General features: G+C 41.6%; 30 protein-coding genes. 12 read left to right on the top strand and 18 right to left on the bottom strand.

Annotated features, from left to right (window positions below; genetic code table 11):
• Positions 1 to 35: 35 nt before the first annotated feature.
• The 3 genes from AMD27_RS00730 to def form a co-directional block, all read right to left on the bottom strand.
• On the bottom strand, positions 36 to 2,174 hold the full coding sequence (locus AMD27_RS00730) for a TonB-dependent copper receptor (RefSeq protein WP_067655004.1): 2,139 nt from the start codon (positions 2,172 to 2,174) through the stop codon (positions 36 to 38).
• A gap of 57 nt (positions 2,175 to 2,231) precedes the next feature.
• Complete coding sequence (locus AMD27_RS00725; protein WP_067655001.1) at positions 2,232 to 2,735, bottom strand: DUF2946 family protein; 504 nt, start codon at positions 2,733 to 2,735, stop codon at positions 2,232 to 2,234.
• 117 nt (positions 2,736 to 2,852) lie between these two features.
• On the bottom strand, positions 2,853 to 3,383 hold the full coding sequence (gene def, locus AMD27_RS00720) for a peptide deformylase (RefSeq protein WP_067654998.1): 531 nt from the start codon (positions 3,381 to 3,383) through the stop codon (positions 2,853 to 2,855).
• Between the two features lie 122 nt (positions 3,384 to 3,505).
• Here def and AMD27_RS00715 point away from each other — a divergent pair, with 122 nt between their 5' ends.
• The 3 genes from AMD27_RS00715 to AMD27_RS00705 are packed head-to-tail and all read left to right on the top strand — an operon-like array spanning position 3,506 to position 6,603.
• The gene (locus tag AMD27_RS00715; RefSeq protein WP_067654995.1) at positions 3,506 to 4,657 is read left to right on the top strand and encodes a LysM peptidoglycan-binding domain-containing protein; all 1,152 of its coding nucleotides are present in this window, start codon (positions 3,506 to 3,508) and stop codon (positions 4,655 to 4,657) included.
• A gap of 14 nt (positions 4,658 to 4,671) precedes the next feature.
• The gene (gene dprA / locus AMD27_RS00710; RefSeq protein WP_067654993.1) at positions 4,672 to 5,991 is read left to right on the top strand and encodes a DNA-processing protein DprA; all 1,320 of its coding nucleotides are present in this window, start codon (positions 4,672 to 4,674) and stop codon (positions 5,989 to 5,991) included.
• A 42-nt stretch (positions 5,992 to 6,033) separates the two neighbouring features.
• A complete protein-coding gene (locus AMD27_RS00705) occupies positions 6,034 to 6,603 on the top strand; it encodes a Sua5/YciO/YrdC/YwlC family protein (RefSeq protein WP_067654989.1) in 570 nt (189 codons plus the stop codon).
• A 468-nt stretch (positions 6,604 to 7,071) separates the two neighbouring features.
• Here AMD27_RS00705 and AMD27_RS00700 read toward each other — a convergent pair whose 3' ends face one another.
• On the bottom strand, positions 7,072 to 7,965 hold the full coding sequence (locus AMD27_RS00700) for a DMT family transporter (protein WP_067654987.1): 894 nt from the start codon (positions 7,963 to 7,965) through the stop codon (positions 7,072 to 7,074).
• 425 nt (positions 7,966 to 8,390) lie between these two features.
• On the opposite strand from AMD27_RS00700, the gene AMD27_RS18965 reads away from it, so the two are divergent.
• From AMD27_RS18965 to AMD27_RS00680, 5 genes are all read left to right on the top strand, one after another.
• Entirely contained in the window at positions 8,391 to 8,555 is a 165-nt protein-coding gene (locus AMD27_RS18965; protein WP_228140687.1) for a hypothetical protein, read from the top strand.
• Between the two features lie 39 nt (positions 8,556 to 8,594).
• Positions 8,595 to 8,918 (top strand): hypothetical protein, encoded by a 324-nt coding sequence (locus AMD27_RS18960; protein WP_228140686.1) that lies wholly within the window; start codon positions 8,595 to 8,597, stop codon positions 8,916 to 8,918.
• Positions 8,919 to 9,066: 148 nt separating this feature from the next.
• Entirely contained in the window at positions 9,067 to 9,612 is a 546-nt protein-coding gene (locus AMD27_RS00690) for a glutathione peroxidase (protein ID WP_150115793.1), read from the top strand.
• Positions 9,613 to 9,821: 209 nt separating this feature from the next.
• Positions 9,822 to 10,199 (top strand): RcnB family protein, encoded by a 378-nt coding sequence (locus AMD27_RS00685; protein WP_067654984.1) that lies wholly within the window; start codon positions 9,822 to 9,824, stop codon positions 10,197 to 10,199.
• 138 nt (positions 10,200 to 10,337) lie between these two features.
• A complete protein-coding gene (locus tag AMD27_RS00680; RefSeq protein WP_067654981.1) occupies positions 10,338 to 10,955 on the top strand; it encodes a hypothetical protein in 618 nt (205 codons plus the stop codon).
• A gap of 34 nt (positions 10,956 to 10,989) precedes the next feature.
• Here AMD27_RS00680 and AMD27_RS00675 read toward each other — a convergent pair whose 3' ends face one another.
• A complete protein-coding gene (locus tag AMD27_RS00675; RefSeq protein WP_067654978.1) occupies positions 10,990 to 11,442 on the bottom strand; it encodes a hypothetical protein in 453 nt (150 codons plus the stop codon).
• 132 nt (positions 11,443 to 11,574) lie between these two features.
• On the opposite strand from AMD27_RS00675, the gene AMD27_RS00670 reads away from it, so the two are divergent.
• Positions 11,575 to 12,027, top strand: coding sequence for an AAA family ATPase (locus tag AMD27_RS00670; protein ID WP_067654975.1), 453 nt, complete (start codon positions 11,575 to 11,577; stop codon positions 12,025 to 12,027).
• Between the two features lie 68 nt (positions 12,028 to 12,095).
• Here AMD27_RS00670 and AMD27_RS00665 read toward each other — a convergent pair whose 3' ends face one another.
• The 11 genes from AMD27_RS00665 to AMD27_RS00615 all read right to left on the bottom strand — a co-directional run bounded on the left by AMD27_RS00665 (position 12,096) and on the right by AMD27_RS00615 (position 21,106).
• Positions 12,096 to 12,818, bottom strand: a complete 723-nt coding sequence (locus tag AMD27_RS00665; RefSeq protein ID WP_228140685.1) for a DUF4145 domain-containing protein — start codon at positions 12,816 to 12,818, stop codon at positions 12,096 to 12,098.
• 73 nt (positions 12,819 to 12,891) lie between these two features.
• The gene (locus tag AMD27_RS00660) at positions 12,892 to 13,311 is read right to left on the bottom strand and encodes a F0F1 ATP synthase subunit epsilon (RefSeq protein ID WP_067654972.1); all 420 of its coding nucleotides are present in this window, start codon (positions 13,309 to 13,311) and stop codon (positions 12,892 to 12,894) included.
• Positions 13,312 to 13,338: 27 nt separating this feature from the next.
• Positions 13,339 to 14,733 carry a F0F1 ATP synthase subunit beta gene (gene atpD / locus AMD27_RS00655; protein WP_067654970.1) on the bottom strand — a complete coding sequence of 465 codons (1,395 nt, stop codon included), beginning with the start codon at positions 14,731 to 14,733 and terminating at the stop codon, positions 13,339 to 13,341.
• Positions 14,734 to 14,759: 26 nt separating this feature from the next.
• Entirely contained in the window at positions 14,760 to 15,629 is an 870-nt protein-coding gene (gene atpG, locus AMD27_RS00650) for a F0F1 ATP synthase subunit gamma (RefSeq protein ID WP_067654968.1), read from the bottom strand.
• Positions 15,630 to 15,707: 78 nt separating this feature from the next.
• Positions 15,708 to 17,252: a F0F1 ATP synthase subunit alpha gene (gene atpA, locus AMD27_RS00645; RefSeq protein ID WP_067654965.1), complete on the bottom strand. Its 1,545-nt coding sequence runs from the start codon at positions 17,250 to 17,252 to the stop codon at positions 15,708 to 15,710.
• Between the two features lie 63 nt (positions 17,253 to 17,315).
• On the bottom strand, positions 17,316 to 17,852 hold the full coding sequence (locus AMD27_RS00640; RefSeq protein WP_067654963.1) for a F0F1 ATP synthase subunit delta: 537 nt from the start codon (positions 17,850 to 17,852) through the stop codon (positions 17,316 to 17,318).
• Positions 17,853 to 17,863: 11 nt separating this feature from the next.
• The gene (locus tag AMD27_RS00635) at positions 17,864 to 18,334 is read right to left on the bottom strand and encodes a F0F1 ATP synthase subunit B (RefSeq protein WP_067654959.1); all 471 of its coding nucleotides are present in this window, start codon (positions 18,332 to 18,334) and stop codon (positions 17,864 to 17,866) included.
• Between the two features lie 38 nt (positions 18,335 to 18,372).
• Positions 18,373 to 18,636 carry a F0F1 ATP synthase subunit C gene (gene atpE, locus AMD27_RS00630; RefSeq protein WP_067654956.1) on the bottom strand — a complete coding sequence of 88 codons (264 nt, stop codon included), beginning with the start codon at positions 18,634 to 18,636 and terminating at the stop codon, positions 18,373 to 18,375.
• 78 nt (positions 18,637 to 18,714) lie between these two features.
• Positions 18,715 to 19,590 carry a F0F1 ATP synthase subunit A gene (gene atpB, locus AMD27_RS00625; protein WP_067654945.1) on the bottom strand — a complete coding sequence of 292 codons (876 nt, stop codon included), beginning with the start codon at positions 19,588 to 19,590 and terminating at the stop codon, positions 18,715 to 18,717.
• A 111-nt stretch (positions 19,591 to 19,701) separates the two neighbouring features.
• On the bottom strand, positions 19,702 to 20,094 hold the full coding sequence (locus AMD27_RS00620) for an ATP synthase subunit I (RefSeq protein ID WP_067654943.1): 393 nt from the start codon (positions 20,092 to 20,094) through the stop codon (positions 19,702 to 19,704).
• 175 nt (positions 20,095 to 20,269) lie between these two features.
• Positions 20,270 to 21,106, bottom strand: a complete 837-nt coding sequence (locus AMD27_RS00615; RefSeq protein ID WP_067662625.1) for a metal ABC transporter solute-binding protein, Zn/Mn family — start codon at positions 21,104 to 21,106, stop codon at positions 20,270 to 20,272.
• Between the two features lie 137 nt (positions 21,107 to 21,243).
• On the opposite strand from AMD27_RS00615, the gene AMD27_RS00610 reads away from it, so the two are divergent.
• Genes AMD27_RS00610 through znuB form a run of 3 tightly spaced genes read left to right on the top strand, consistent with a single transcriptional unit; the run spans position 21,244 to position 23,306 of the window.
• Positions 21,244 to 21,735 (top strand): transcriptional repressor, encoded by a 492-nt coding sequence (locus AMD27_RS00610; RefSeq protein WP_067654941.1) that lies wholly within the window; start codon positions 21,244 to 21,246, stop codon positions 21,733 to 21,735.
• Positions 21,714 to 22,502, top strand: a complete 789-nt coding sequence (znuC, locus tag AMD27_RS00605) for a zinc ABC transporter ATP-binding protein ZnuC (RefSeq protein WP_067654939.1) — start codon at positions 21,714 to 21,716, stop codon at positions 22,500 to 22,502. The genes AMD27_RS00610 and znuC overlap by 22 nt, the downstream gene beginning before the upstream one ends.
• A 3-nt stretch (positions 22,503 to 22,505) precedes the next feature.
• Positions 22,506 to 23,306, top strand: a complete 801-nt coding sequence (gene znuB, locus AMD27_RS00600) for a zinc ABC transporter permease subunit ZnuB (RefSeq protein WP_067654937.1) — start codon at positions 22,506 to 22,508, stop codon at positions 23,304 to 23,306.
• Positions 23,307 to 23,469: 163 nt separating this feature from the next.
• Here the strand turns inward: znuB and AMD27_RS00595 are convergent, their stop codons facing one another.
• Together AMD27_RS00595 and AMD27_RS00590 are read right to left on the bottom strand one after the other, a co-directional pair.
• The gene (locus AMD27_RS00595) at positions 23,470 to 24,084 is read right to left on the bottom strand and encodes a LysE family translocator (protein WP_067654935.1); all 615 of its coding nucleotides are present in this window, start codon (positions 24,082 to 24,084) and stop codon (positions 23,470 to 23,472) included.
• Positions 24,085 to 24,144: 60 nt separating this feature from the next.
• A complete protein-coding gene (locus tag AMD27_RS00590; RefSeq protein ID WP_067654933.1) occupies positions 24,145 to 24,765 on the bottom strand; it encodes a LysE family transporter in 621 nt (206 codons plus the stop codon).
• Between the last annotated feature and the right edge of the window lie 42 nt (positions 24,766 to 24,807).

The raw sequence follows: 24,807 nt of genomic DNA, 5'->3' as shown, positions 1-24,807 counted from the left end.
CTCGGCTTTTATCTTAATCTATGAGCATTGATTGTTTAAAACTTCATACTGACTCGAGCCCAGTAGTTACGACTCATATTGTTGAATTGCTCAGTTGCAGTCAGACCAGTACCCGCATCACCCAGTTTATTGAGATGTTCGGTATAGGTTTTATTGAACACATTATCGATACCGACTGATAGATCAACACCATCCTGAATGTGATACGTTCCGTTTAAAGAGAGCGTACTAAAACCTGCACTTGGTTTTAAATCATAACCGACAATATTGCCTTGATCCTCAGCAATACGGTTTTGACCATCCACCACCCGCCAATACGCACCTAAGGTATAATTATCTTGAATATAACGTAGATTGACTCGTGCTTCTAAAGGTGCAATTTGCGGCAAAGGTGCGTCATCTGTGGTGTTTCGCCCCCATGCATACATCGCACTAACATCGGCTTGAATATGATCGTTAAATTGATAGCCCATGCCCGCTTCAGCACCCGCAATCGTCGCATCGACATTTTTAGCACCTGCACTAAATGTAGAACCATGTCCATGATCCCCCATATTTGCATGATCATGATAACGCATCAAAATAAAATCATTGATCAAACCTGCATAACCCGATGCCCATGAACTGAATGCACCATGTTGATGTTGATAACCAAAATCAAGCTGTAAGGTTTTTTCAGTGTCCACCCCATTAAACGTATTGCTCGAGCCTGCATTGCCATGCTTAGGACTAAAAAGTTCCCAATAATCAGGCATACGCTCGACAAAACCCAACCCAATATAGGTTTTGCCATACTCATGTTCAGGATGTGCATTTTCAAAACGAATAAAACCACTGGCTAAAGTATTGTCCAGTTCACGATTAAAGCCCGCTTGAACCGACTGCTCTCGTAAATCTTCGACTTTCACTTGATCTACTCGCAAACCTGAAACGAGCTTATTGTTGTCACTCAATTGATAGCTCAATTCACCAAAACCACCATAGGAATTGAAATGCATATCCTCCGTTAACGGTTTATTCATTGCAGGCATCATTGGTGCAATCATACTGCCTGCGTGTTTATTGTTTTGGGTATCAAGACCTGTAATGAATTGAACTTTATCCCATTCATGTGTAACCGCCATGCGCGCATTCAAAGTACGGCGTGTCACTTGCATCGCTTTTGGATTAGGCATCATCATGCTCATCCCATGATGCTTCATTTCTTCAATCGGAGGAGAGCGTAAACTAAAGTTATCCATCACATGATCATTAAAGTTGTAATTGACTTGGGCTTCAATTTTTTTGATGACATCTGTGACATTTTTCTTTTCAAAACGCAGTCCTAAACTTTCACGTTTAAACTGTGATCCATCCATACCACGTCCTGCATACATGGCTTCACCATCTGCTTGACCGCCTGTCAGCTCCACCCACGTGTTTTCGTCGGGTGTCCATCCAAGGGCTAAATCAGCATTCCAACGCTCCCAAGCTGAAGGAACAGTATTTCCATCGCCATCTTGATAGCTATTTGACACCGAACGACTGGTATTTAAACGCACATACTTTTGCTCATCACCCACTGCTGCTTCAACATTTTGATCCACACGACCAAATGAACCCATGAGGACACTGGCTTGACCACGATAAGGTTGATCAGCACTTAAATTTTCTGGAAAGCGCTCAAAGATGACCGTTGCTGCTGAACCTGTGTTGGCATATTGCACCGTCTGCGGCCCTTTAATCACAGAAATACGATCATAACTTTCAGGGGAAATATACGAGGTTGGTGAATCCATACGACTTGGACAAGCACCCAAGTTTTCAGTGCCGTCGGTTAAGATTTTGATGCGCGAGCCAAACATACCGCGGAAGGTCACATCCCCATTGGTTCCTGCACCACTATTCACCGAACTAAAACCGACTATACTTTGTAAATAGTCTGCCCCATCGCTGGCTGGAATCGGTTGAATCGGCTGTTTCGGATCAGCGCGAACAATTAAACCATTGGCATCATTGCCCTGATGAGCTGTTGCCACAATTGGCGCCAAGCTTTGAATGGTTTTGACTGGTATTGCTTGTTTTGCAGATATCGCATCTGCCAAGGCTTCAACATTGGCAAAAGCAATAGGCGAATAACATACAACACAGATCGCAGCCGCAAGGGGCTGTAAATAAAATTTTGGCTGAGCCATTTTTGTATCTCACTTAATACATCAATATGCGCTGCAAAAGCAGCCCAAGGACTGGAGTCAGCAAACTCCAGATCTATAACATTTGATCGATGTAAAAAGTGGTGGCGCACGCCCTTGGGGCAGAAGATAGAGTCGTTGCAGGACAAAATAGACATGCTTAAATGCTTTTTGATAGGTAATCAGTCTGACCTGAATACGAATCAGCACTTCTTTGACATGCAATTCAGGCGGCAAAACCAAATGCCCAAATACAGTACAGTATTGGCATTGATGGTTCATATCATGATGATGTGAATCATGCGCATGCGTATTATGGATGCTGTGCGCTGAAGATTGATTTTGGGTTTGAAGATGTGCCTGATGCGAATGCTGAGTATGATCTTGATGATCTAGCGCTGTTTTCAGCGACGCTCCATCTGGATGTGGCTTTGTAAATAAAGCGCGGGTGATGGTTTCACAGACCGGAGCAATTTGATATTGCTGAGGCAATAACGGCTGCAAGAAAACAGCAATCTGTAAAAACACTGCGGCAAAGCCAAGCAGCAACCCAATCCGTAACAAGGCGTGATCTCACCCAATACATTCATCTGTCTTGAGTATAACAAAACCCAATCAGAATTGGGCTTTGTAAATGACTTTTGCGCACAGCTTCAATGGGGAGAACATTGAATACGACAATTAACGTTTTACAGGAATGTGTTCCTTTTGACGTTGACGCACGATTTTTTCAACTTTTTCACGCGCACGCTGACGTTTTAACGGCGATAAATAATCAACAAATAACTTTCCGTCTAAATGGTCCATCTCATGTTGAATACACACTGCCAGTAATCCATCTGCTTCAATTTCAAATGCTTTGCCATCTAAACCAAGCGCATTGATTTTGACGCGTGACGGACGATCAACTTTATCGTATATTTGAGGAACGGATAAACAGCCCTCTTCATACGGTTGGGTCTCTGCCGTTAATGGCATGACTTTGGGGTTAATAAAAACCATAGGCTGACTTTTATCTTCAGATAAGTCCATGACAATAAGCTGAATATGTTGATCAACTTGCGTTGCCGCTAAACCAATACCTGGGGCTTCATACATGGTTTCAAACATGTCTGCTGCAAGTTGTCGGATTTCATCCGTCACTTCACTGACAGGTTTTGCAATGGTGCGCAAACGGGGATCAGGAAAACTTAAAATAGGTAATAAGGCCATGCTGCTCCTCACTGGCTATGCCATTGATCTTAAAAACTAAATGAAGTTTATGCTTCATTAAATAATACGTGTAATATGCGTATTATAGCGCAAATAGATACATAATTTTAGGAATTATGATAATGAAAAAGCTTTTCAATAGCATGGCTCTTTTACATGCTACGGGGTTAAAAAAACAATGTCTTGCCCTCGCCATTTGTTTAAGCGCAGGGCTAATGAGCACTCAATTCATCCATGCCAGTCCGAATTTAAATCCACCGGCACTTAAAGCCAGTGCACCGCATGTTTATGTGGTAAAAAAAGGCGATACTTTATGGGATATTTCAGGTAAATTTTTAAGCTCGCCTTGGCGCTGGAAAGAGATTTGGGCCAGCAACCGCCATGTGAAAAATCCACATTGGATTTATCCAGGTGACCGTTTGTTGCTCTGTACGCTAGATGGTCGTCCGCTCATTGGTCGTGATGAAGGGGATGGTTGTGAAGGCGTGATTCGTCGCCATCGAGGTGGAACGTCTCTACAACCTCAAATTCGTGTTGAATCACTCAATAACACGATTCCAATTATTCCGTTGGCGCATATTCAACAGTGGCTTGATCATGGTCTGATTATTTCACCAGAATCACTCAAGTTTACACCTTATATTTTGGGTACAGCCGATAACCGTGTCATTGCAGGTAAAGGTCAAACCGTGTATGCGCGTGGCAATGGTTTAGTGACAGGACAGCGCTATGGTGTGTTCCGTGAAACCGAACCCTATATGGCGGTCGATGCCAAAGGTAAAAAATACGTCACGGCAATTGAGCTGTTAGAAGTGGCTTCAGCGACAGCAGTTGCTCATGAAAATGATGTCACTACCTTAGAGCTCACCGACAGCTACAATGCTGAAGTCCGCCGTGGTGATTATGTGTTACCTAAATATGATGCCAACTTACCGAGTTTGTTCTATCCAACAGCGACAGCAGATATTGTTGCTGATGGCAGTGTTATACGTGTCATGGGTTCCATTGGTACAGCCGCACAGCGTAGTGTGGTGACCATTGACCGTGGCATGGCACATGGCGCTAAAACAGGCCATGTGTTAAGTATTTACCAACAAGGTGAAGTCGTTCGTGATCCAAAAACCAAAGAAAGTATTCAATTGCCCAATCAGCGTATTGGTAATTTGATGATCTTTAAAACTTTCGATCAATTGAGCTACGCCTATGTCTTGGACAGCTCACTGCCTGTGAAAGTCGGTGCGCATTTGCAAGCACCGTCTATGACTGATCAATAGAGGCGAACTTTACTATGTTGAATGAGATATCTGATGTACATCTGCACCACATCAAATTGTGGTATCTCGTGCAACACTCGCTTTCTTCATTTCAAAAAGCCATGCAATTCTTCGGCTCTGCCGAGCAAGCGACCAGTGCTGCACATCTGGTCCGTTGGTCAGAACTGAACATTCATCAAAATCATGTGCAACGTGCGCAAGACTTTTTAAGCCATGACGGACAACTCAAGTTCGAACATTGTTTAAATAAAATCATTCAGCACAGCGACTTTATTTTGCTCGACAGTGATGATGATTATCCCAAACAACTGTTGCCTTATTCAGATCGTCCACCGATTTTATTCGGTCAAGGGTCATATCAAAACTTAAGCCAAGCGCAAGTCGCGATTGTGGGCAGTCGTAAACCCAGCCCACACGGTAAACAAGTGGCTTATGACTTTGCTTATTATTTAAGTGAAAAAGGCTTCTTCATTACCAGTGGTTTAGCCCAAGGAATTGATGAAGCCGCGCATTTGGGCGCACTCAAGAATCATCGAACCATTGCGGTCATTGGGACAGGTTTAGACCAAGTTTATCCTAGCCAAAATAAAGCGTTGCAACAGAATATTTTGCTACATTCGGGCACGATTCTTTCTGAGTTTTTACCCGAAACTAAACCTTTACAACATCATTTTCCACGGCGTAACCGTATTGTCAGTGGTTTAAGTTTAGGAGTGTTGGTCGCAGAGGCAACACTCGGCAGTGGTTCTCTCATTACTGCGCAAGCTGCAGCACATCAAGGTAAAACCACTTTTGCTATACCGGGTCATATTTACAGTGAGTTCCATCAAGGTTGTCATCAACTGATTCGTGAAGGTGCAATTTTGGTAGATCATCCTGAGCAAATTATTGAAGATTTGGCACTACCCACTCAGTGGCAATATCAACAACAAGATGCAGCGCAAAAAAACGATGCTGAAAAAAGCCCAAACTTTAAAGTGTCAGATCTGAAGCTATCAGATCTCAAAAACGTGGATCAACAAAAGATCGCGCCTAACCCCCTCATCATCAAAACAAAGACACGAGATTCTGATCAAAGTACCCCAAACAGCGTTTTAGATTCGACTTATTCAAATCCTGCAAGTTCACCCCGCATTGATGCCTTAGCCGAGATTCCCCCAAATTTATATAAACTTTACCAACAACTGGATTGGGTCGGTCAGGATTTAGATCATTTGGCTCAAGCCATGCATTTGGATGCTGCCGAATTGACAGGGGCATTGATGGAATTAGAGCTTATGGGCTTATGTATTCAACAATCAGGACTGTACTTGCGTTGCCGTCCGAGCCATTAAGGTTCACAATAGCTTTTTTCAGGCCATTATAGGTGAATCTCTATGCTTACAACCTCAGTTGCTGAGGCTGCCCAATGTTTAGCACAAGGCAAAGTTTTGGCCTATCCGACAGAAGCAGTATGGGGCTTAGGTTGCGATCCGTTGAATGAAACGGCTTTTTTAGAAATTTTACGCTTAAAGCAGCGCCCGATTGAAAAAGGCGTGATTTTATTGGCAGGACAGCTCAGTCAAGTTGAGCACTTGTTAAAAAATCTGACGCCTCAAATGCGTCAGCAAGTGATCGACAGTTGGAGCAACTTGTCCAACCAAAACCGCGCCACCACTTGGTTATTACCTGCAGATGACAGCATTCCCCACTGGATTAAAGGCAAACACACTCAAGTTGCGGTGCGTGTCACCAATCATCCGCTGTGTATTGCACTCTGCAATGCCTTTAATGGTTTCATTGTATCAACCAGTGCCAATCCTGCTGGTTTAAGCCCTGCCCGCTCGATCCAAGACGTCAATCAATACTTTGGTTCAGAACTCAATTACTTAAATGGGGATTTAGGCTTAAGCCAAGAACCGAGCAAGATTATTGATGCAATAACGGGCAAAGTGATCCGCGCCTAGCCTGATCTCGGTCTTATACTTATTTTAAATGGTGATGAGCGGAGATAGCGGTTAGACTTAAAAACGATCAATTTAGACAAAAAAAAGCTCAGTCTAAAAGTTTGACTGAGCATATAAATGGATGTGTCATCACATCCAGAGGGTTCAAAAATATCGAAGCAACCAGTTTTGAGCCACTTTAGAGTTCAAGATTTGCTATGCGGCGGATTATGCAACATATTCATTTAATGTACAAATGTTGAATATTTACTCTAAATTTATGATTTACCAAGGCCTGAAATAGATATTTAAATTATTGATATAAATAAGTGGTTATTTTTATTTGAAAATTAAAAAAATAAAAATATTACATAAGACTAAATAAACATAAGAATACCTATATCGATCGATATTTAAGCTAAAAAATAAAATTCCAAATGTATGGATTTTGAGCACTTGATAGATTTTAATCACTTGCCTTTAAGCCCATTATGCAGATTTGCCTTTACGCTGAGCCAAAGCAATCCCGAACAAGATGATCATTCCACCCGCGGTATGATAAATGCTCCATGCTTCATTCAGCCAAACATAAGCAATAATCGCCGTAAAGACTGGCATCAGATTCATAAAAATACTGGTACGGTTCGGTCCTAAATGCTGAATCGCCATCATCCACAGTAATGGTGCAAGAATAGACGGAAAAATACCAGCATACAGCACACTGCCTGCATTGTTCGTGGTGATCGGATCAAGTCCAAGTACGACCACAAAAGGCAAGTGATACAGAATTGCAAAACCAATTTGAACATACAGGCTGATCATTAAAGGCAATGTTAGTTGCCATTTCTTCAAAAATACTCCATAAAAAGCGTAGAAAAACACCGCCAGAATCATCAGGACATCGCCCCAATGCCCTCCCAGATTGAATAAGCTTGACCAACTGCCTTGGCTAATCACATACAACAGCCCTACAAATGACAAAATACTGCCCATTACGGCATAGCGCGTGGGAATTTCACGCAATAACAGCAGCGCCACAAAGATCGTAAAAATTGGAATAAAGGCATTAATAATGCCCATATTGGTCGCTGTGGTGTAATGTGCTGCCGTATAGGCCAAGCCTTGATACAGCACCATGCCACAAGCACTTAAAACGGCCAACTGTATAAGATGAGGACGAATCAACGACTTGTGCTGCCAGACTTTGGGCAAAATAAAAGGCGTCAAAACCAAGAAAGCAATCAACCATCGGTAAAAACTAATACTGACAGGAGAAATGTAATCTGCGACATAACGGGTAATGGCAATATTAAATGACCAAATGAGTACCGCCAGAATGGGAAATAAAACCGCCCAAGCTAAGTGTTTTGCGTGTAACTGCATAATTAAAGATATTCCTATCCATTTTCTAATGGTTTTTATATTTCATCTTGAGTTTGAGTTTTGAATTAAATCTTTGATATAAATAATGTTATAGATTTCATTTTTTCCCTCTCATCCATCCTATACAAGCGCTTAAACCCGCCAAACTACGCATCATAGCTTAAGCAAAGTTGCCATTTAAATTTACTTTAAAAGTAGCATATTTAAAGTATTTTGATTCAAGCATATCTAAAAACAAAAAAGTCGATTTTCTGTTTTTCTAAAAAGCTTATCTACAAAAGCACTACAGACCGTCATGCGGCGCTATGCCACCGTATAGGTTCAAATTCACTATTTAGAAAAAGAGATTGGAGAGGTTTTCTCTTTAGTTAAGCCATTTCAAGCTCTTTTTAACTATTTAGAATTGAAAAAATAAGAGGATAAATATGAAAAAACTTTTGATCGCATCTTTATGTATGACGGCTTTCACATTAACTGCATGTGATAAAAAAACCAATGAAAGTACGACGGCGCAACCTGAAACACAAGCACCCGCAACAATGGTTGCTTTAAGCAACAACGTGGTTGCAGACATAAAAAGTGACTTATAACAAATTGAAAGTCTTTCAAATACGAAAGCACAAGAAGCATTGAGCTTCCAAACTGAAGTAACTCAAGCTGCGCAAAATAGCGATAAAAAAGCATTAGATGCAGTCGTCGATAAAATGGAAAAGTATGTCAATAGCTTTAATAATGACTTAGAAGCATTAAAACTAAAAAGTACTGAAGCAGATGTACTACGTGACAAAATGAAAGATTCAAATGAATTAGGGCTAGAGTTGGCTGAAGCAGGTGTTGAAACCAAGCCCGATATGAATAAAGTGAATGAATTGCAGAAAAAAGCGGTGGATTTACAGCAGTCTATTCTAACCGATATGCAAGCGCTTCAAGCGAAAGTTAAAGCAGGTGCATAACTGGCTTTAAGGTTTGACTAAAAACAGGCTTCTGGCCTGTTTTTTTTATGCTTTATTGAAAGATTCAGATATAAAACTCTGCTTGTGAGATGTAGCAATTCACGCTAAAACATGGGTCAAGGTTTGATTATTTATTTAGGGCATGAAAATTATGGCATCGGTATACAATATTCCAGTGAACACCATTCAAGGTGAAGCAGTCGATTTAAGCCAATATGCGGGCAAAGTTTTATTGATCGTCAATGTCGCGTCAAAATGCGGTTTAACACCGCAGTACGAAGGTTTAGAAAAACTTTATACCGACAAAAAAGCTGAAGGCTTAGAAATTTTAGGTTTCCCAGCAAACAATTTCCTTGCGCAAGAACCTGGCAGCAATGAAAATATTCAAGAATTTTGCTCGCTTACCTATAACGTAGACTTTCCTCTCTTTGCCAAAATTTCAGTGGCAGGTGAAGACAAACACCCACTCTATGCAACCTTAACTCAAGCTGTACCTGAACGTATAGGTGAAGGTCCTTGGTGGAAAGATTTGGTCGATTATGGTTTAACACCAAATCCAAAACCTGAAGTACTGTGGAATTTTGAAAAATTCTTAATCAATAAACAAGGTGAAGTGGTCGCGCGTTTTGCACCTGATATTACGGCAGATGATGCGCGTATAGTCGATGCGATTCATGCTGAACTTGCAAAATAAGAGCTAAGCATCATGCAGGTATCCTGTATATAGACGGATACTTGCATTTATTTAATTTTTGAGATTCCTAAAATTCTAAATATCCATTCCCTCAGCTTCTCAATTCCTTCTTTATTTTATATTTCGCCCACACAGCATTCACCATTAATCACTTGATTAGGCCTATGATCCATTGATTAGCCCCATACCATGGATTTAAAAGGTGACCTATGAATACATTATTAAAAGCAATAGTTTTATCCATTTCAACTGCTTTGGTGGCCGCACCTGTAATGGCTGCTCCGCATGAATATCAAGCTGATAAATCACATACTCAGCAAAATCATAACGCATCTATACATCAACAGCAGATACAAAAAAATCATCAACATAAATTGGTGACTGATAAATCTGTCAATCCATCACGTGATTGGAGAACCGGTCAAAAAATACCTGCACAGTACTACGCTCATGCCGATAAACTAGATCACAAGCAGTACAAAAAACTGAGCAAACCCAGCAAAAACCAACAATGGATTAAAATCAATGGTGACTACGTTTTGACCAACGTAATCACCCATAACATTATAAAAATCATTGGTGGTTAATACCCCAAGATAAGAACTAGGGAGCTCAAACGCTCCCTTTTTTTTGCAAGTTTTTTGTTATGTCTTTGCAACAAGCTATTTTAACTCCACATTTAAGCCTTATATATAAATGAATATTTTCAATTTTTTGATTTAGCTATGAAAAAATTTATTCAGGGTGCGATTCTACCTTTTACGCTTTTTTCTTCAATGGTATTTATGCTGGGCTGTGATATTGCCCCGCAAAACGCTGCGGAGAAAGAATCGGTTGATAGCGAAATTGTTGTACCTGCAAAAACAGATTCTGAAAACGTAGAACAAACTTCAGCCAATACTAATGTACAACTCAAAAACGGAAATTACTTTTATATCGCGCGTGATGTGGCCGATATGCAACTTAAAGCGGGCGAGTATTTAGGTAAAATTCAGGATACCCAAAGCAATCTACAACAAGCGATTGATGCCAAAGACCATCAGCAACTGCAAACTGCTGCCACTACACTTCAACAACAACTTAAAGGCTTAGACAACGCCTTGAAAGGTCTAGATTTAAAGAGCCAAGAGATTGATCAAATTCGTCAAAATATTTTAAGCGTCAATCAGCAGGCACTGGCATCCCCTTTTCTCAATGGTCAAATGGATTTCAGCAAAGTCGATTTCCAAAAAATTGAACAACAAATGGGTTCTATTCAATCTGAAATGCTCAAACTTGCCACAATGCTGATTCCTCATTCTGATTCTGCTGAAAAATCAAGTGCAGACTCATCTTCAAGCTAACTGCTTGTCATGTGTGAATGCTTTGACAGTGCGATCATTTCTTGAGATTGCACTGTTCATCTAAACCTAAGGCTCTTTTGATATCTTGTTTAAAGCGCGCTTGGGCAAATGTGTAATTATTCGGGACATACAGCGTCAGTCTGGTGATATGCGGACTCATGCTTTCCACTGTAGTTTTATACAGATATACCCCACCTTTGCTTCGACCAAACAGCGTTGCCATTTTAAAATCAGGTTCAAAGCGATTGTCTGTATAGACAAAATCTGTTTCTCCTGTAAATGCAATGCATTGCCCATACGCGATTCTTAAATTTGTATAGGCATCTTCATAGGATATGTTCAGCTCGGTAGTTAAGCCATTTTGATAAGCATTTGCCACCAAAGCCGCTTCTGTCGGCAGAGTTGGACCGACCTTAAAATGTTGTTGGCATGCCGTGGTGCTCAGGAGCAGCGCCGTAATATGCAATACTTTAAATAGATGCGACACGTTTTTACCTTTTATTTTAATTATAATACAATTGTTTCGAGTTTAGATCTTTCAGTTGCTCTAGATGAATCCTTGAAGCTTACCTTTCACACATGCCATCATGATGCATGATTTCGAGGTCGATCACCACGTATGCAATTGATTATTTTTACAGGGGTTCAGGCGTCTGGTAAATCGAGTTTTTATCTGTTGAATTTACATCAAAGTCATCTACGCATTAACCTCGATATGCTCAAAACTCTGCATCGTGAAAATATCATTTTTGAAGCGTGTTTAGCATCTAAAACCAAAATGGTGATTGATAATACCAACCCCACACGTGATGACCGTGCACGTTATATTCAGCGTGCCAAGGATGCCGGCTTTGAAGTGATTTCATATTACTTTGAAACTGATTTGAGCAGCACTTTAGAGCGGAATAGCTACCGTAAAGGTAAAGCCAACATTCCCGAAGTCGGTATTCGAGCAACCTATAAAAAGCTTGAAGTGCCGAGTTTGGATGAAAGATTTGATGAGATTTTTAAGGTTAGGATTGTTGAGAATGGGGAGTTTTTCTATTCTCCCCTTATAATTGACTCATCATAACTTCTTTTTGGGTTTTCTTTTACGTGTTGTTTCACGTACTACGGGTATTGGCTGTCTTGGCGATGGTTTTAGTCCGACACCCTTAATTGCTTTTTTGAGGATTCTTCCCCCATTTTATAATAAACAAATAATTGATGAATCAAGTTTTCTAAAACTTTTAGATGCAGAATTAAATTTTTTCTAGATTTACTATCAGCACGATGTGCAGCATCATTGCCCAAGTAACGTATATCATCAAGCAGAGCTCGCTGTTTTGTTGATATAAATCCATCTTGCTCAAACTGATTTAAAATCACCCCCAAATCATCAGATTTACCGAAATGCTTAATGATTTGTTCTAAAAGCGTTCTTAAACCCAACACAGTTAATAAAGGCATTTTATTGTTTAATGCAACAACTACTTCCTCGTACGTATTATAAATTTCTATAGGTAAAATTTTTTCAAACTCAATCGAGAAAGCAGTTTCCTCATCCCTGATTGGAAAAACCTTATAAGTTGCATCTTCATGGTAAATGGGATCACCATTCAGCTCATATCCGACTTGATAAACATCTTCAGAACATAAATTTTTAGTTTGGTAAGTAATAGTCTCACAATTGATACATTTCAAAATCCTATAATTCAAATAAAACTCAATAGGACTATGCGTTTGGTCATATTCAGAAATATCGACTAAAACTTCATGTTTAATATGGGTTTTACACTCAATACAAAGTACTTTCTTGTATACAATTTTATTTTTAGATACTGAATCCTGAAAAATAGGATTTAAAGTGTTTAATTTCATCATTTTCTAGATATTAAAAAATTAAGTATATAAAAAAACCACCCTTTCAGGTGGTTTTTCAATCTCGAACCATCGCTTATTGAGCGCGGTTTTTGATTTTACGGATCGTTTCTAACTGAGCAACAGTTTCTGCCAAGACAGCAAGGGCCGCAGCAGTGTCCAACTCGCTCTTTTGATTGGCTAACAAGTTTTCAGCATTTTTACGCGCTTCAAGAATTGCAGCTTCATCTAAGTTTTCGGCACGAATTGCAGTATCTGCAAGAATCGTAACGACATGCGGTTGAACTTCAAGAACACCACCCGATACATAGATCAACTCTTCTGTACCGTTTTCCAACTGAACGCGAACTGCGCCCGGTTGAAGCAAAGTTACTAACGGTGCATGGCCAGGCATAATACCCAACTCACCGCCAGCACCCTTCGCAATTAGCATAGTTATAGTGCCAGAGTACAAAGACTCTTTTACACTTACAACGTCACATTGCATAGTCGCCATGAGAATCTCCTAAATTAGAGCAGCTAATTAAAGTTTCTCGGCTTTAGCAATAACTTCGTCAATACCACCAACCATATAGAACGCTTGTTCTGGGATGTGATCGTATTCACCAGCAAGAAGACCTTTAAAGCCACGAATCGTTTCTTTAAGAGATACTAATTTACCAGGCGCGCCAGTAAACACTTCAGCTACGTGGAACGGTTGAGAGAAGAAACGTTGGATTTTACGCGCACGGTAAACAACCAATTTATCTTCTTCTGCAAGCTCGTCCATACCAAGAATTGCAATAATGTCTTTCAATTCTTTATAACGTTGTAAAACGTTTTGAACTGAACGAGCAATTTCGTAATGCTCAGTACCAACAACTAATGGATCAAGTTGGCGTGAAGTTGAGTCAAGTGGATCGATCGCTGGGTAAATACCAGAAGATGCGATATCACGGCTCAGTACAACAGTTGCGTCTAAGTGAGCAAACGTTGTCGCAGGCGATGGATCTGTTAAGTCATCGGCAGGTACGTATACCGCTTGAATTGACGTAATAGAACCAGACTTAGTCGACGTAATACGTTCTTGAAGAACACCCATCTCTTCTGCAAGCGTAGGCTGGTAACCTACAGCAGATGGCATACGACCTAGAAGTGCTGATACTTCAGTACCCGCTAGTGTATAACGATAGATGTTATCTACGAACAATAGTACGTCACGGCCTTTACCGTTTTCGTCTTTCTCGTCACGGAAATATTCAGCCATGGTCAAACCAGTCAACGCTACACGCAGACGGTTACCCGGTGGCTCGTTCATCTGACCGTAAACCATTGCTACTTTGTCTAGAACGTTAGAATCTTTCATTTCGTGATAGAAGTCATTACCTTCACGAGTACGCTCACCAACACCAGCAAACACAGATAAACCTGAGTGAGCTTTCGCGATGTTGTTGATCAATTCCATCATGTTTACAGTTTTACCAACGCCGGCACCACCGAACAAACCAACTTTACCACCTTTCGCGAACGGGCATAGTAAGTCGATGACTTTAATACCTGTTTCTAAAAGGTCAGTAGACGCTGCTTGTTCAGCATAAGAAGGTGCTGCACGGTGAATCGGCAAACGCGCTTCAGTTGCAACTGGACCCGCTTCATCAATAGGGCGACCCAAAACGTCCATGATACGGCCTAAACAAGCAGTACCCACTGGAACAGAGATTGGCGCGCCAGTGTTGATGACGTTCAAACCACGTTTAAGACCTTCAGTAGATCCCATTGCGATTGTACGAACTACACCATCACCAAGTTGTTGCTGAACTTCTAAAGTAGTTTCAGTACCTTCAACTTGGAGAGCGTCATAGATCTTAGGAACGTTATTACGTTCAAACTCGACGTCGATAACCGCGCCGATGATCTGAATGATACGACCGCTACTCATTGCTGTCTCCTCAATTCAAAATAATGTTAAACGGCAGCGGCACCACCAACGATCTCAGAAATTTCCTGAGTAATCGCGGCTTGACGCAGCTTGTTATAAATAAGTTGTAGGCTCTTAATGATGTCGCCTGCGTTGTCTGTTGCAGCTTTCATTGCAACCATACGCGCAGACTGTTCACATGCGATGTTTTCAATCACACCTTGATACACCACAGACTCAATATATCGAACCAATAAGCCATTGAGAAGCTGTTCAGCTTCAGGCTCATAGATGTAGTCCCAACCGTATTGACGGTTTAGACCCTCGTCTTCTTCAGCAGCAGCCAAAGGAACGAGTTGTTCGATTTTTTGGTTTTGAGTCATGGCATTGACAAAGCCGTTTGACACAAGATAAATACGATCTAACTCGCCTTTATCATACGCATCCAACATCACCTGTACAGAACCAGATAACTGTTCAAGACTTGGTGTATCACCGACATTTGTCGTTGCACCAAGAACTTTACCGCCGTAGTTTTTAAAAAACGAAACCGCTTTTTGACCAATCAAAGCAAATTGAACTTCAATTGACTGCTCTTGTTGCTGTTGTACATGCTTAACCACTTTCTTGAACAAGTTAATGTTCAAGCCGCCTGCCAAACCACGATCTGAAGAAACAATGATATAGCCAACGCGTTTTACAGGGCGTTCAACCATATAACGATGTTTGTATTCAGGGTTCGCTTGTACTAAGTGAGCAATTACACGGTGCATATTTTCGGCATACGGACGGCCCTGAGCCATGCGCTCTTGCGCACGACGCATCTTAGAAGCTGCTACCATCTGCATCGCGCGAGTAATCTTCTGCGTGCTTTTGATACTAGCTACTTTGGCGCGAATTTCTTTTAAATTTGCCATACGCTAAACCTAGTATTCGAAGGCCCTTTCGAGCCTCCGAAGGTTGATTCCGTGAACCAAACTTAACTAAAGCTTATCTTAGTAAGTTTGAGTCGCTTTAAAGCTTTCAATACCTGCTTTGATTGCCGCTTCGATTTCTTTGCTGTAGTTGCCTGTGTTATCGATTTCTTGCATTAACGCAGTATGTTCTGAACGGAAGTAAGAAATAAGCGCAGCATCAAAGTCTACGATTTTCTTCACGTCAACGTCAGTCATATAACCTTCGTTAGATGCATAAATTGAAACAGCTTGGTCAGCAATTGAATATGGAGCATATTGTTTTTGCTTCATAAGTTCAGTTACACGTTGACCATGTTCAAGTTGCTTACGTGTTGCTTCGTCAAGATCAGAAGCAAACTGAGCAAATGCTGCCAATTCACGGTATTGCGCCAAAGCGGTACGGATACCACCAGACAATTTTTTGATGATCTTCGTTTGAGCAGAACCACCAACACGAGATACAGAGATACCCGCGTTCACAGCAGGACGAATACCTGCGTTGAACAATGATGTTTCAAGGAAGATCTGACCATCAGTAATCGAAATTACGTTAGTCGGTACGAATGCAGATACGTCACCCGCTTGAGTTTCAATAATCGGCAATGCAGTTAATGAACCTGTTTGGCCTTTAACTTCACCGTTAGTGAATTTCTCAACGTAGTCAACAGACACGCGAGAAGCGCGCTCAAGTAGACGCGAGTGAAGATAGAATACGTCACCTGGGTATGCTTCACGACCTGGTGGACGGCGTAAAAGCAATGAAATTTGACGATACGCAACAGCTTGCTTAGACAAGTCATCATAAATGATAAGCGCATCTTCACCACGGTCACGGTAGTATTCGCCCATTGTACAGCCAGAGTACGGAGCCAAATACAGCATTGCTGCTGGATCTGATGCACCTGCTGCGACAACAGTGGTATACGCCATAGCGCCAGTTTCTTCTAACTTGCGTACAACGTTAGCGATGGTCGATTGTTTTTGACCAATGGCTACGTATACACATTTGATGCCAGAGTGCTTCTGAGCGATGATCGCATCGATCGCCATTGCTGTTTTACCAGTTTGACGGTCACCAATGATCAACTCACGCTGACCACGGCCGACTGGGATCATTGTATCTACTGATTTATAACCAGTTTGTACAGGTTGATCCACTGATTGACGCCAAATTACGCCTGGTGCTACTTTTTCAACAGCATCAGTGAGTTTTGCATCAATTGGGCCTTTACCATCAATTGGGTTACCCAAAGCATCTACCACACGGCCAAGAAGTTCAGGACCAACTGGAACTTCTAATACACGACCTGTGCAACGCGCTTTTTGACCTTCTTGAAGGCTTAAGTAGTTACCTAAAACAACGACGCCCACTGAATCCTGTTCTAGGTTCAGTGCCATACCAAAAAGGCCGCCGTCGAATTCGATCATCTCACCGTACATTGCATCAGCAAGACCGTGAATACGCACAATACCGTCGGAAACCATAACAATGGTCCCTTCGTTCTTAGCGGTCGCGCTGGTGTCCAGATCGCCGATACGCTGTTTAATGAGCGCACTGATCTCGGATGGATTCAGTTGTTGCATTGCGCTATACCTCAATCTTTAATTAAGTTCAGTCTTCTATTACGCTGCTATTTTCAAGCAATATTACGCAAGAAGACGAGTCCGCATTTTTTCAAGCTTGTTAAGCGCAGAATCATCTATCACTTGGTCGCCTGCACGAATAACTACACCAGCAATAAGCTCTGGTTTAACTTCAACAGTCACAGCTACTTTTGCATTGAAACGTTTTTCTAATGCATGAGTCAGTAGTTGCTCTTGAACAGAAGTCATTGGCAATGCAGATTCAATCACTACATCAACAACGTTGTTATTTTGTGATTTAAGCAGTTCGTACTCTGTTTCAATTTCAGGTAAAAGCGTTAAACGATCATTTTCAGCAAGCAATGTCAAAAAGTTTGACACGTTTGCAGTTTGATCTTCACCTAAAACTTTAGCAAAAAGACTCACCTGCTCAACAGGAGTAAGCTCAGGGCGACTCAAGTAAGCGGAAAATGCTTCATCTTGCACCGCAGCACTAAGCACTTGTAACACATTAGACCAATTGTCAGTTGCACCTTGCTCAGAAGCGAAAGCAAATGCTGCTTTGGCATACGGGCGTGCTAACGTCAAGAATTCAGCCATAATCGCCTCGCTTAAAGTTTAGCAGCCAGCTGAGTAAGCATGGCATTGTGAGCTGCTTCATCAACTTGTTGGTTCAGAATTTTCTCTGCACCAGCAACAGCAAGCGCTGCAACTTGTTGACGTAATTCTTCGCGAGCAGTATTGATATCGGTATCAACAGCTTCTTTCGCTTGTTGACGAATACGCTCACCTTCAGCAGATGCTTGAGTACGAGCTTCTTCAACCAATTGTGCTGCACGACGATTCGCTTGTTCGATCAATTGAGCTGCTTGTACTTTAGCTGCATCAATTTCTTGCTTAACTTGCGACTGAGCATCAGCAAGATCTGCTTTTGCTTTTTCAGCTGCATTTAAGCCATCAGCAATACGACGCTGACGTTCACTAATCGCGTTGATTAGTGGTGGCCATACAAACTTCATGCAAAATGCGACAAACATCGCAAATGCAATCGCTTGGCCAAACAATGTGAGGTTGATATTCATTGCCATTCCTCAAATAGTTGATTTCGGAATTTAGCGAATTAAACCAAGCTAGCTAACAAAGTTGTAAACGGGTTAGCAAAGATGATGAATAAGCCAATACCAACACCAATCATAGGCACAGCATCAAGAAGACCTGCGATTAAGAACATACGAGTTTGAAGTTGTGGAGCCAATTCTGGTTGACGAGCAACAGCTTCAAGGAAACGACCACCTAAAAGACCAAAACCGATCGCAGTACCTAAAGCACCAAACGCGATTAAAAGAGCAGCTGCAACAGCAGATAAGCCAACTACTAAATCCATGAAAAAATCCTCAAAGGTTGAGTTTAAATCAAACAAAAAAACTTTAGCTCAACTGCTACATGCAGTCGAGCAATATAATTAATGCTTTTCGCTAGCCATACTCATATATACGATAGTCAGCATCATGAAAATGAACGCTTGTAAGGTAATAATAAGAATATGGAAAATAGCCCACGGCACAGACAATGCCCATTGAATCCAGAACGGTAATAGTGCGATGAGGATGAAGATTAACTCACCTGCATACATGTTACCGAACAGTCGCAGTGCCAATGAAATTGGACGCGCGATAAAAGTTACCAATTCAAGTAAAATATTCACAGGAATGAGTAGAGCTTTTAAAAATGGGTTACTTGGGTTAAATGGGTTAAGTGCAAATTCTGCACCGAATCCGACAAGCCCTTTCTCACGAATACTATAGAAAATAGTCAACGCAAATACTGATAACGCCATACCTAAAGTAACGTTTGGATCAGTCGTTGGAACAATTTTAAAGTAGACATGGTGAGGATCCATACCAAATACGTGTGCACCGATCAATTGAGCTGTATACGGGATAAAGTCAACTGGGATTAAATCCATTAAGTTCATGAGGAAAATCCACACGAAAATGGTTAATGCAAGTGGTGCAATTAAGCGTGATTTGCCATGGAATGTGTCGCGGACACTTGAGTCAACAAACTCGATGATCATTTCAATTGCAGCCTGGAGTTTGGTAGGAATACCAGAGTTCGCAGCTTTCGCTACGCACCAGAACAGCAAACAGAAAATAACACCAAGGCCGATTGACCAACCCATCGAATCCAAGTGTATAGCAGTGAACCCCATCTCTTTCGCTTCTTCAGCAGTCTCAGCTAACTTCCACGAACCATCTGGCATTTTGCCGTAGGTCATGTTCGTTAAGTGATGCTGAATATACTCAGACGAGGTAAGGGTATGTTCGTCAGCAGCCATAAATCACACCTGGTTAATGTCAAATACTAAATTAGAGTTAACGAATATCGCGTGCTGCTTGATATCTCGTTAATCGTCTAAAAAACTTTTCAATCTTTGTTGCGACTAAACTCATTTTGATAGGCGTGACGCCCAAAAAGGAGCGACCCACGTCATGGTCTGAACGAGTATAAAACCACAAAACAATGCCCCCGCTGACAACGGTTTAACATTGATTAAAATCAAAACGAATCCAACAATCACTATTGCAAACTTACCGAGCAAACCCCGATACATATTCGAAAGAACCTGTTTCGAAGCTCTTGCACCTGCAGCTCGGAACGACTGCCATGAAAAATAACAACTGGCAAGCCAACATACAAGTGCACCTAATGCTGCACTGAGAGCCGCAGTCGAGTCTTTCAAGACCCACGCTATCAAGGCTGAAACAGGTATCATACATGCTTGCAAGATGACTAAAGCTTTCGCTAATCGTCGGTCAATCAAGCGACTAGTTCGGCCCATTTATTACTCACTTATAGCATTTATGCTTGACAAGTTTAGCTGATGATTATTTTTAATCGCAGGCATTATAGAGTTAGCCCCCTCAACATGCAATCTTTTCCCGACCTTAGTCTGGTATTTTTAAATCGATGATTGATGTCGATATATACAATTTTAGATTACTTTTACACCAGTTTTAACCTTTTTGTACGCAAGATCTCACCACCTTGGCCAAAGACTGCCATGCCACGACAAACTTCTGCTGCTTAGAAAAACTCTCATCCACTGCTTGAAAATTTACGCTTCCTAGCTTGCGATATTGACTTGGGTTTGCCGTTGACTCTGCCAAAAGGCACATGGTTTTGAGTGGACGAGTGTCATTCAAATACTTAATTTGAGCCACCGTCGGCGCCATATGCGGATCTTCTGTCAGTGAGCCTGCAAACTTGATATTCAATGGGCGCTCTAAGTACTGATAAGCATCATGCAATGACCAATATGGTTTATTTCCGCCATTCATTTTGATTTGCTGCGATGCGACCAGCATTTCACGCGCAAAGCGTTTGGCGTTGTTCTGATACGCAGTTTTATGCTCAGGATGCTGCTGTGAGCGAAGTGCTGCAATGAAAAATCCAATCCGCACTGCATTATTAGGCTCTAACCAAACATGCGTATCAAGGGTATCTTTGATCGCAACACCACGGTTATTACGTAGCGGTAAAGTTTGCACAATGCCTGCATTTAACAGCGCAATCGCCTGCTTGTTTTTGCTTAAAACGCTATCTAAAGGGGCCTCATGTGCTTTACCCAACCAGATGACCAGTGAAGCATCTTGAATCAACTTACGATGTGCGGGCGTTAAATGAACATCATGTCCCGTTTGATTTTCCAGCAACAGTTTTGGCTCCTCCACCCCTTTGGTAATTTCTTTGGCAATCAAATAAATAGGATGAGTAGAAACCACTAGAGGTGCTTGAGCAAAACTGGTCATTGCAAACAATGACAATAGGCAAAAAGCGATTAAGCGCAACATGAACAAGAATACCAAAGTCAATTTCATGTTATAATATAACAAATGCGTAAAAATGCCTATGCCGTTCGTAAGTTGTTCTGGCTTCATGCTATTATTCAACGTTGTTCCCTATTTACTACGTAGCTTCGAGGTCAGCAATGAGTTTATGTTCTCATGCACATCATGATACTTTACACGGCGTGCATGACCACCCGAATGTCGATGCTCGCCTTGAAGAAGCTGAAAACATTTGTTCAGCTTCGGGTGCTCGCTTGACGCCGCTGCGTAAAGAAGTCTTAGCACTGATTTTAAATGCCTCAGGTCCTGTTGGCGCTTATGATCTTTTGGCAAACCTTAAAGGTAACTCGGTGCGCCCTGCTGCTCCTCCGACGGTCTATCGCACTTTAGACTTCTTATTGGAAAAAGGCTTTATTCATCGACTCACCTCAATTAATGCCTATATTCCCTGCTGTCACCCGCGCGCGGGCCACCAAGCTGCTTTTTTGATTTGTACCGAATGTAATACGGTGAAAGAAGCTTCTGCATTGGGTTTGATTCAACAGCTGGATCAGTTGGCCACCTCAGACCAGTTTAAAGCGCATCACAGCATTATTGAGATTTCAGGATTATGTCAGCAGTGTTCGAAGTAGCCTCAGCGCCTGCATTAATTCAACTACAACAGATTAATGTTCGAATTGATGACCGTGACATTCTGAAAAACATCGATTTTTCTATTCAAGAAAAAGAAATTATCACGCTGATTGGTCCCAATGGCGCAGGTAAATCCACCCTAATTAAAGTGCTTTTAGGCATTGTTAAACCCAATTCAGGCAAAATGCATAGCCATAAAAATCTAACCTTGGCTTATGTACCGCAAAAATTTAATCCTTCGCACAGTCTGCCTTTACGTGTGAAAGATTTACTCGAACTTGAACAATGTGACGCCCGCATTAAAGCCGAAATTATCCGTGATACGGGCATTATCAACTTACAAGATGCGAAAGTTCAACAACTCTCTGGCGGTGAACGTCAGCGTGTGCTTTTAGCACGTGCGCTGTTACGTCAACCTGATCTTTTGGTGCTCGATGAACCGATGCAAGGACTCGACATTCAATCTGAAGCTGAGCTTTATGCTTATGTACGTAGCCTACCCGATCGTTACGGCTGTTCGATTTTAATTGTTTCTCATGATCTGCAATGGGTCATGCAAGGCACGCAGCGTGTCATTTGTCTAAACAAACATATTTGTTGTAGCGGGCTGCCTGATTCAATTCAGCAACATCCAGAGTATCAAGCCATTTTCGGTACACAGCGCGTATTTTATCACCATCATCATGACCACTGCGGCCATGGTGACAGTGCCACGCCTTGCGAGCATGATCCTCGTCCGCATATTCACCCAGAGCCGGAAGCTTAAACCATGATGGAATGGTTACAACTCCTCTTACCTGCATGGACCATGGGCACGCTCTTGGTGTTTTTGACCGCCCCACTCGGTTGTCTGATGCTGTGGCGAAGAATGTCCTTTTTTGCAGACACCATGGCGCACGGTACATTACTCGGTGTTGCCATTGCAGGGGTGCTTACCCTCCCCCTCTGGCTAGGTGTGACGTTTACGGCACTCCTTCTGGTGGCTGTGCTGTGGGTGTTACATGATCCACGTTTACCGAATGATGCACTTTTGGCACTGTGCTCAGCGACTTTACTCTGTTCAGGTCTACTGCTGATTCAGCATTTACCGAGCTTAAGACCTGAATTAATGAGCTATTTATTTGGTGATCTTTTGACCATTTCATGGTCGGATTTACCAGTATTTGCTTTGGTGATTATTGCTGCGCTGAGCGTGCTGCATTACAACTGGAAGGCACAAATTCACATCGCAATTGATCCCGATATGGCGGTCAGTGAAGGTGTTAATGCCAAATGGCAGCGTCTGATTTTTATGTTATTGCTCGCACTGTTTACCGTGTTGGCACTGCGTGCTGTCGGTTCTTTGCTGATGGGTGCCTTATTGGTGATTCCCGCTTTAACTGCACGTTTGCTTGCACACTCACCTAAACACATGGTGATGTGGGCATTTATCATTGCACAAGTGGCTGTAACGGTTGGCCTATGGTCGAGCGCAGGGCTAGATATTTCAACAGGTTTAAGCATTGTGCTGACCATGTCGATTTTATTTGCATTGATTTTTATTGTGCAAAAGATCAAGAAAATGGCATGAATGTAATATCCAATACTTAGAATCTGAAATTTGAAATCTAAAAAAGCGGCGCTTTTTTTTGCTAGAAAATTAAGTCATGTCCAACAACTCTGTTTAAAATTATCATTTCTATACTCACTTATACTTGGATTTTGCCATACATGGTCTGTTGCAGATAAGATTTTTAGTAAGCCCGTATAGATACGTATAAGCCATAACTGGCTATCACCACCAGAATCACCCCACACAGCCCTAAAACCTTGGAATAATGCCGACTTTTAGCGAGTTGGTTAAAGCCTAAATACACCGCTGATAAGGTTAGAAAATCGAGAATAATCCATGCCACCACCAAGATCATCAGGCTGGTATTCATGTCAGGATGAATCCCGATAAATTGCGGAAAAAATGAAGAAAAGAAAATGATATCTTTGGGATTCGAAATTCCCACCAAGAAACCTTTTTGAAGCCCACCCTCCATTGGCTTTAAGGCTTGTATATTTTGTTCTTTTGAGAAGCGAAGCTCTTTTAGAATATCAAAGCCTAAATAACCAATGTATAGACAGCCTAAAACTTTAATCATCAGAAATAAGCTTTCATTAACGCTGAGCATGCCTTTTAAAATTAGAATCGATAAGGCAATCAGAATGAGTGAGGCTAAATTTGTCCCCAATATGGTGGCGAAAGCCTTCCGATACCCCCCTTTTAAGCCCGCACTTGCAACCAAAATCATAACCGGACCTGGGGTTGCAATCATGATAATTACACTGATCACATAAAGATAAAATTCAAAATAATTCATGTAGCTCCACCTTCTAGATGTGTGGTTGGGTTGAATATTTAATGTTAAAACAATCTAAAATTATTGATGTACCAAACTGAGTAAACTGGCTGCGCCTGCGAATAACACGGCAAAAGTGCGATTGAGATATTTTTGCTGTTTGGGCGATTTTAACAATCTTAAAACTTTAGCCGCTAAGCTGGTGTAGCCCGCCATCACGATCAAATCAATCGTGATCATGGTAATACCCATAATCAGATACTGCGGCCACTGCGGTTGAGACAAATCTAGAAATTGTGGTAATACGGCTAATAAAAAGACAATTGCCTTGGGATTACTCATATTGACCAAAAAGCCGTACATGACCAGTTTAGCAATGGACTTTTGTTTGGCATCGACTGCAATTTCAATGGTTTGAACAGGCGCTTTCCACTGTAAATAAGCCAAATATAATAGGTAAATCACACCAAACCATTTTATGGCTAAAAATGCCCAAGGTGAAGTTGCAAGTAACACCCCTGCCCCTGCTGCGACAATACCAATCTGAACCACCAGTGCCAGTTGTAAACCGATGGCATTCCAATAGCCACGTTTAAAACCATAGTTGAGACCGCTAGACATCGATGCAATGGCACCTGCACCCGGAGAGATACTAATCACCCAGCATGCAAGCATGTAGGCAAACCACATTTGGTAGGACATTGTTTAAATCAGTTTTGAGCAGAGCTTCAAATTATAGACTGA

This window comes from Acinetobacter sp. TGL-Y2, from assembly GCF_001612555.1.
In the GTDB taxonomy this organism is placed as follows: Bacteria; Pseudomonadota; Gammaproteobacteria; order Pseudomonadales; family Moraxellaceae; genus Acinetobacter.
The sequence above is the reverse complement of the archived record's forward strand: the minus strand, read 5'-3'. Positions and strand labels throughout refer to the sequence as shown.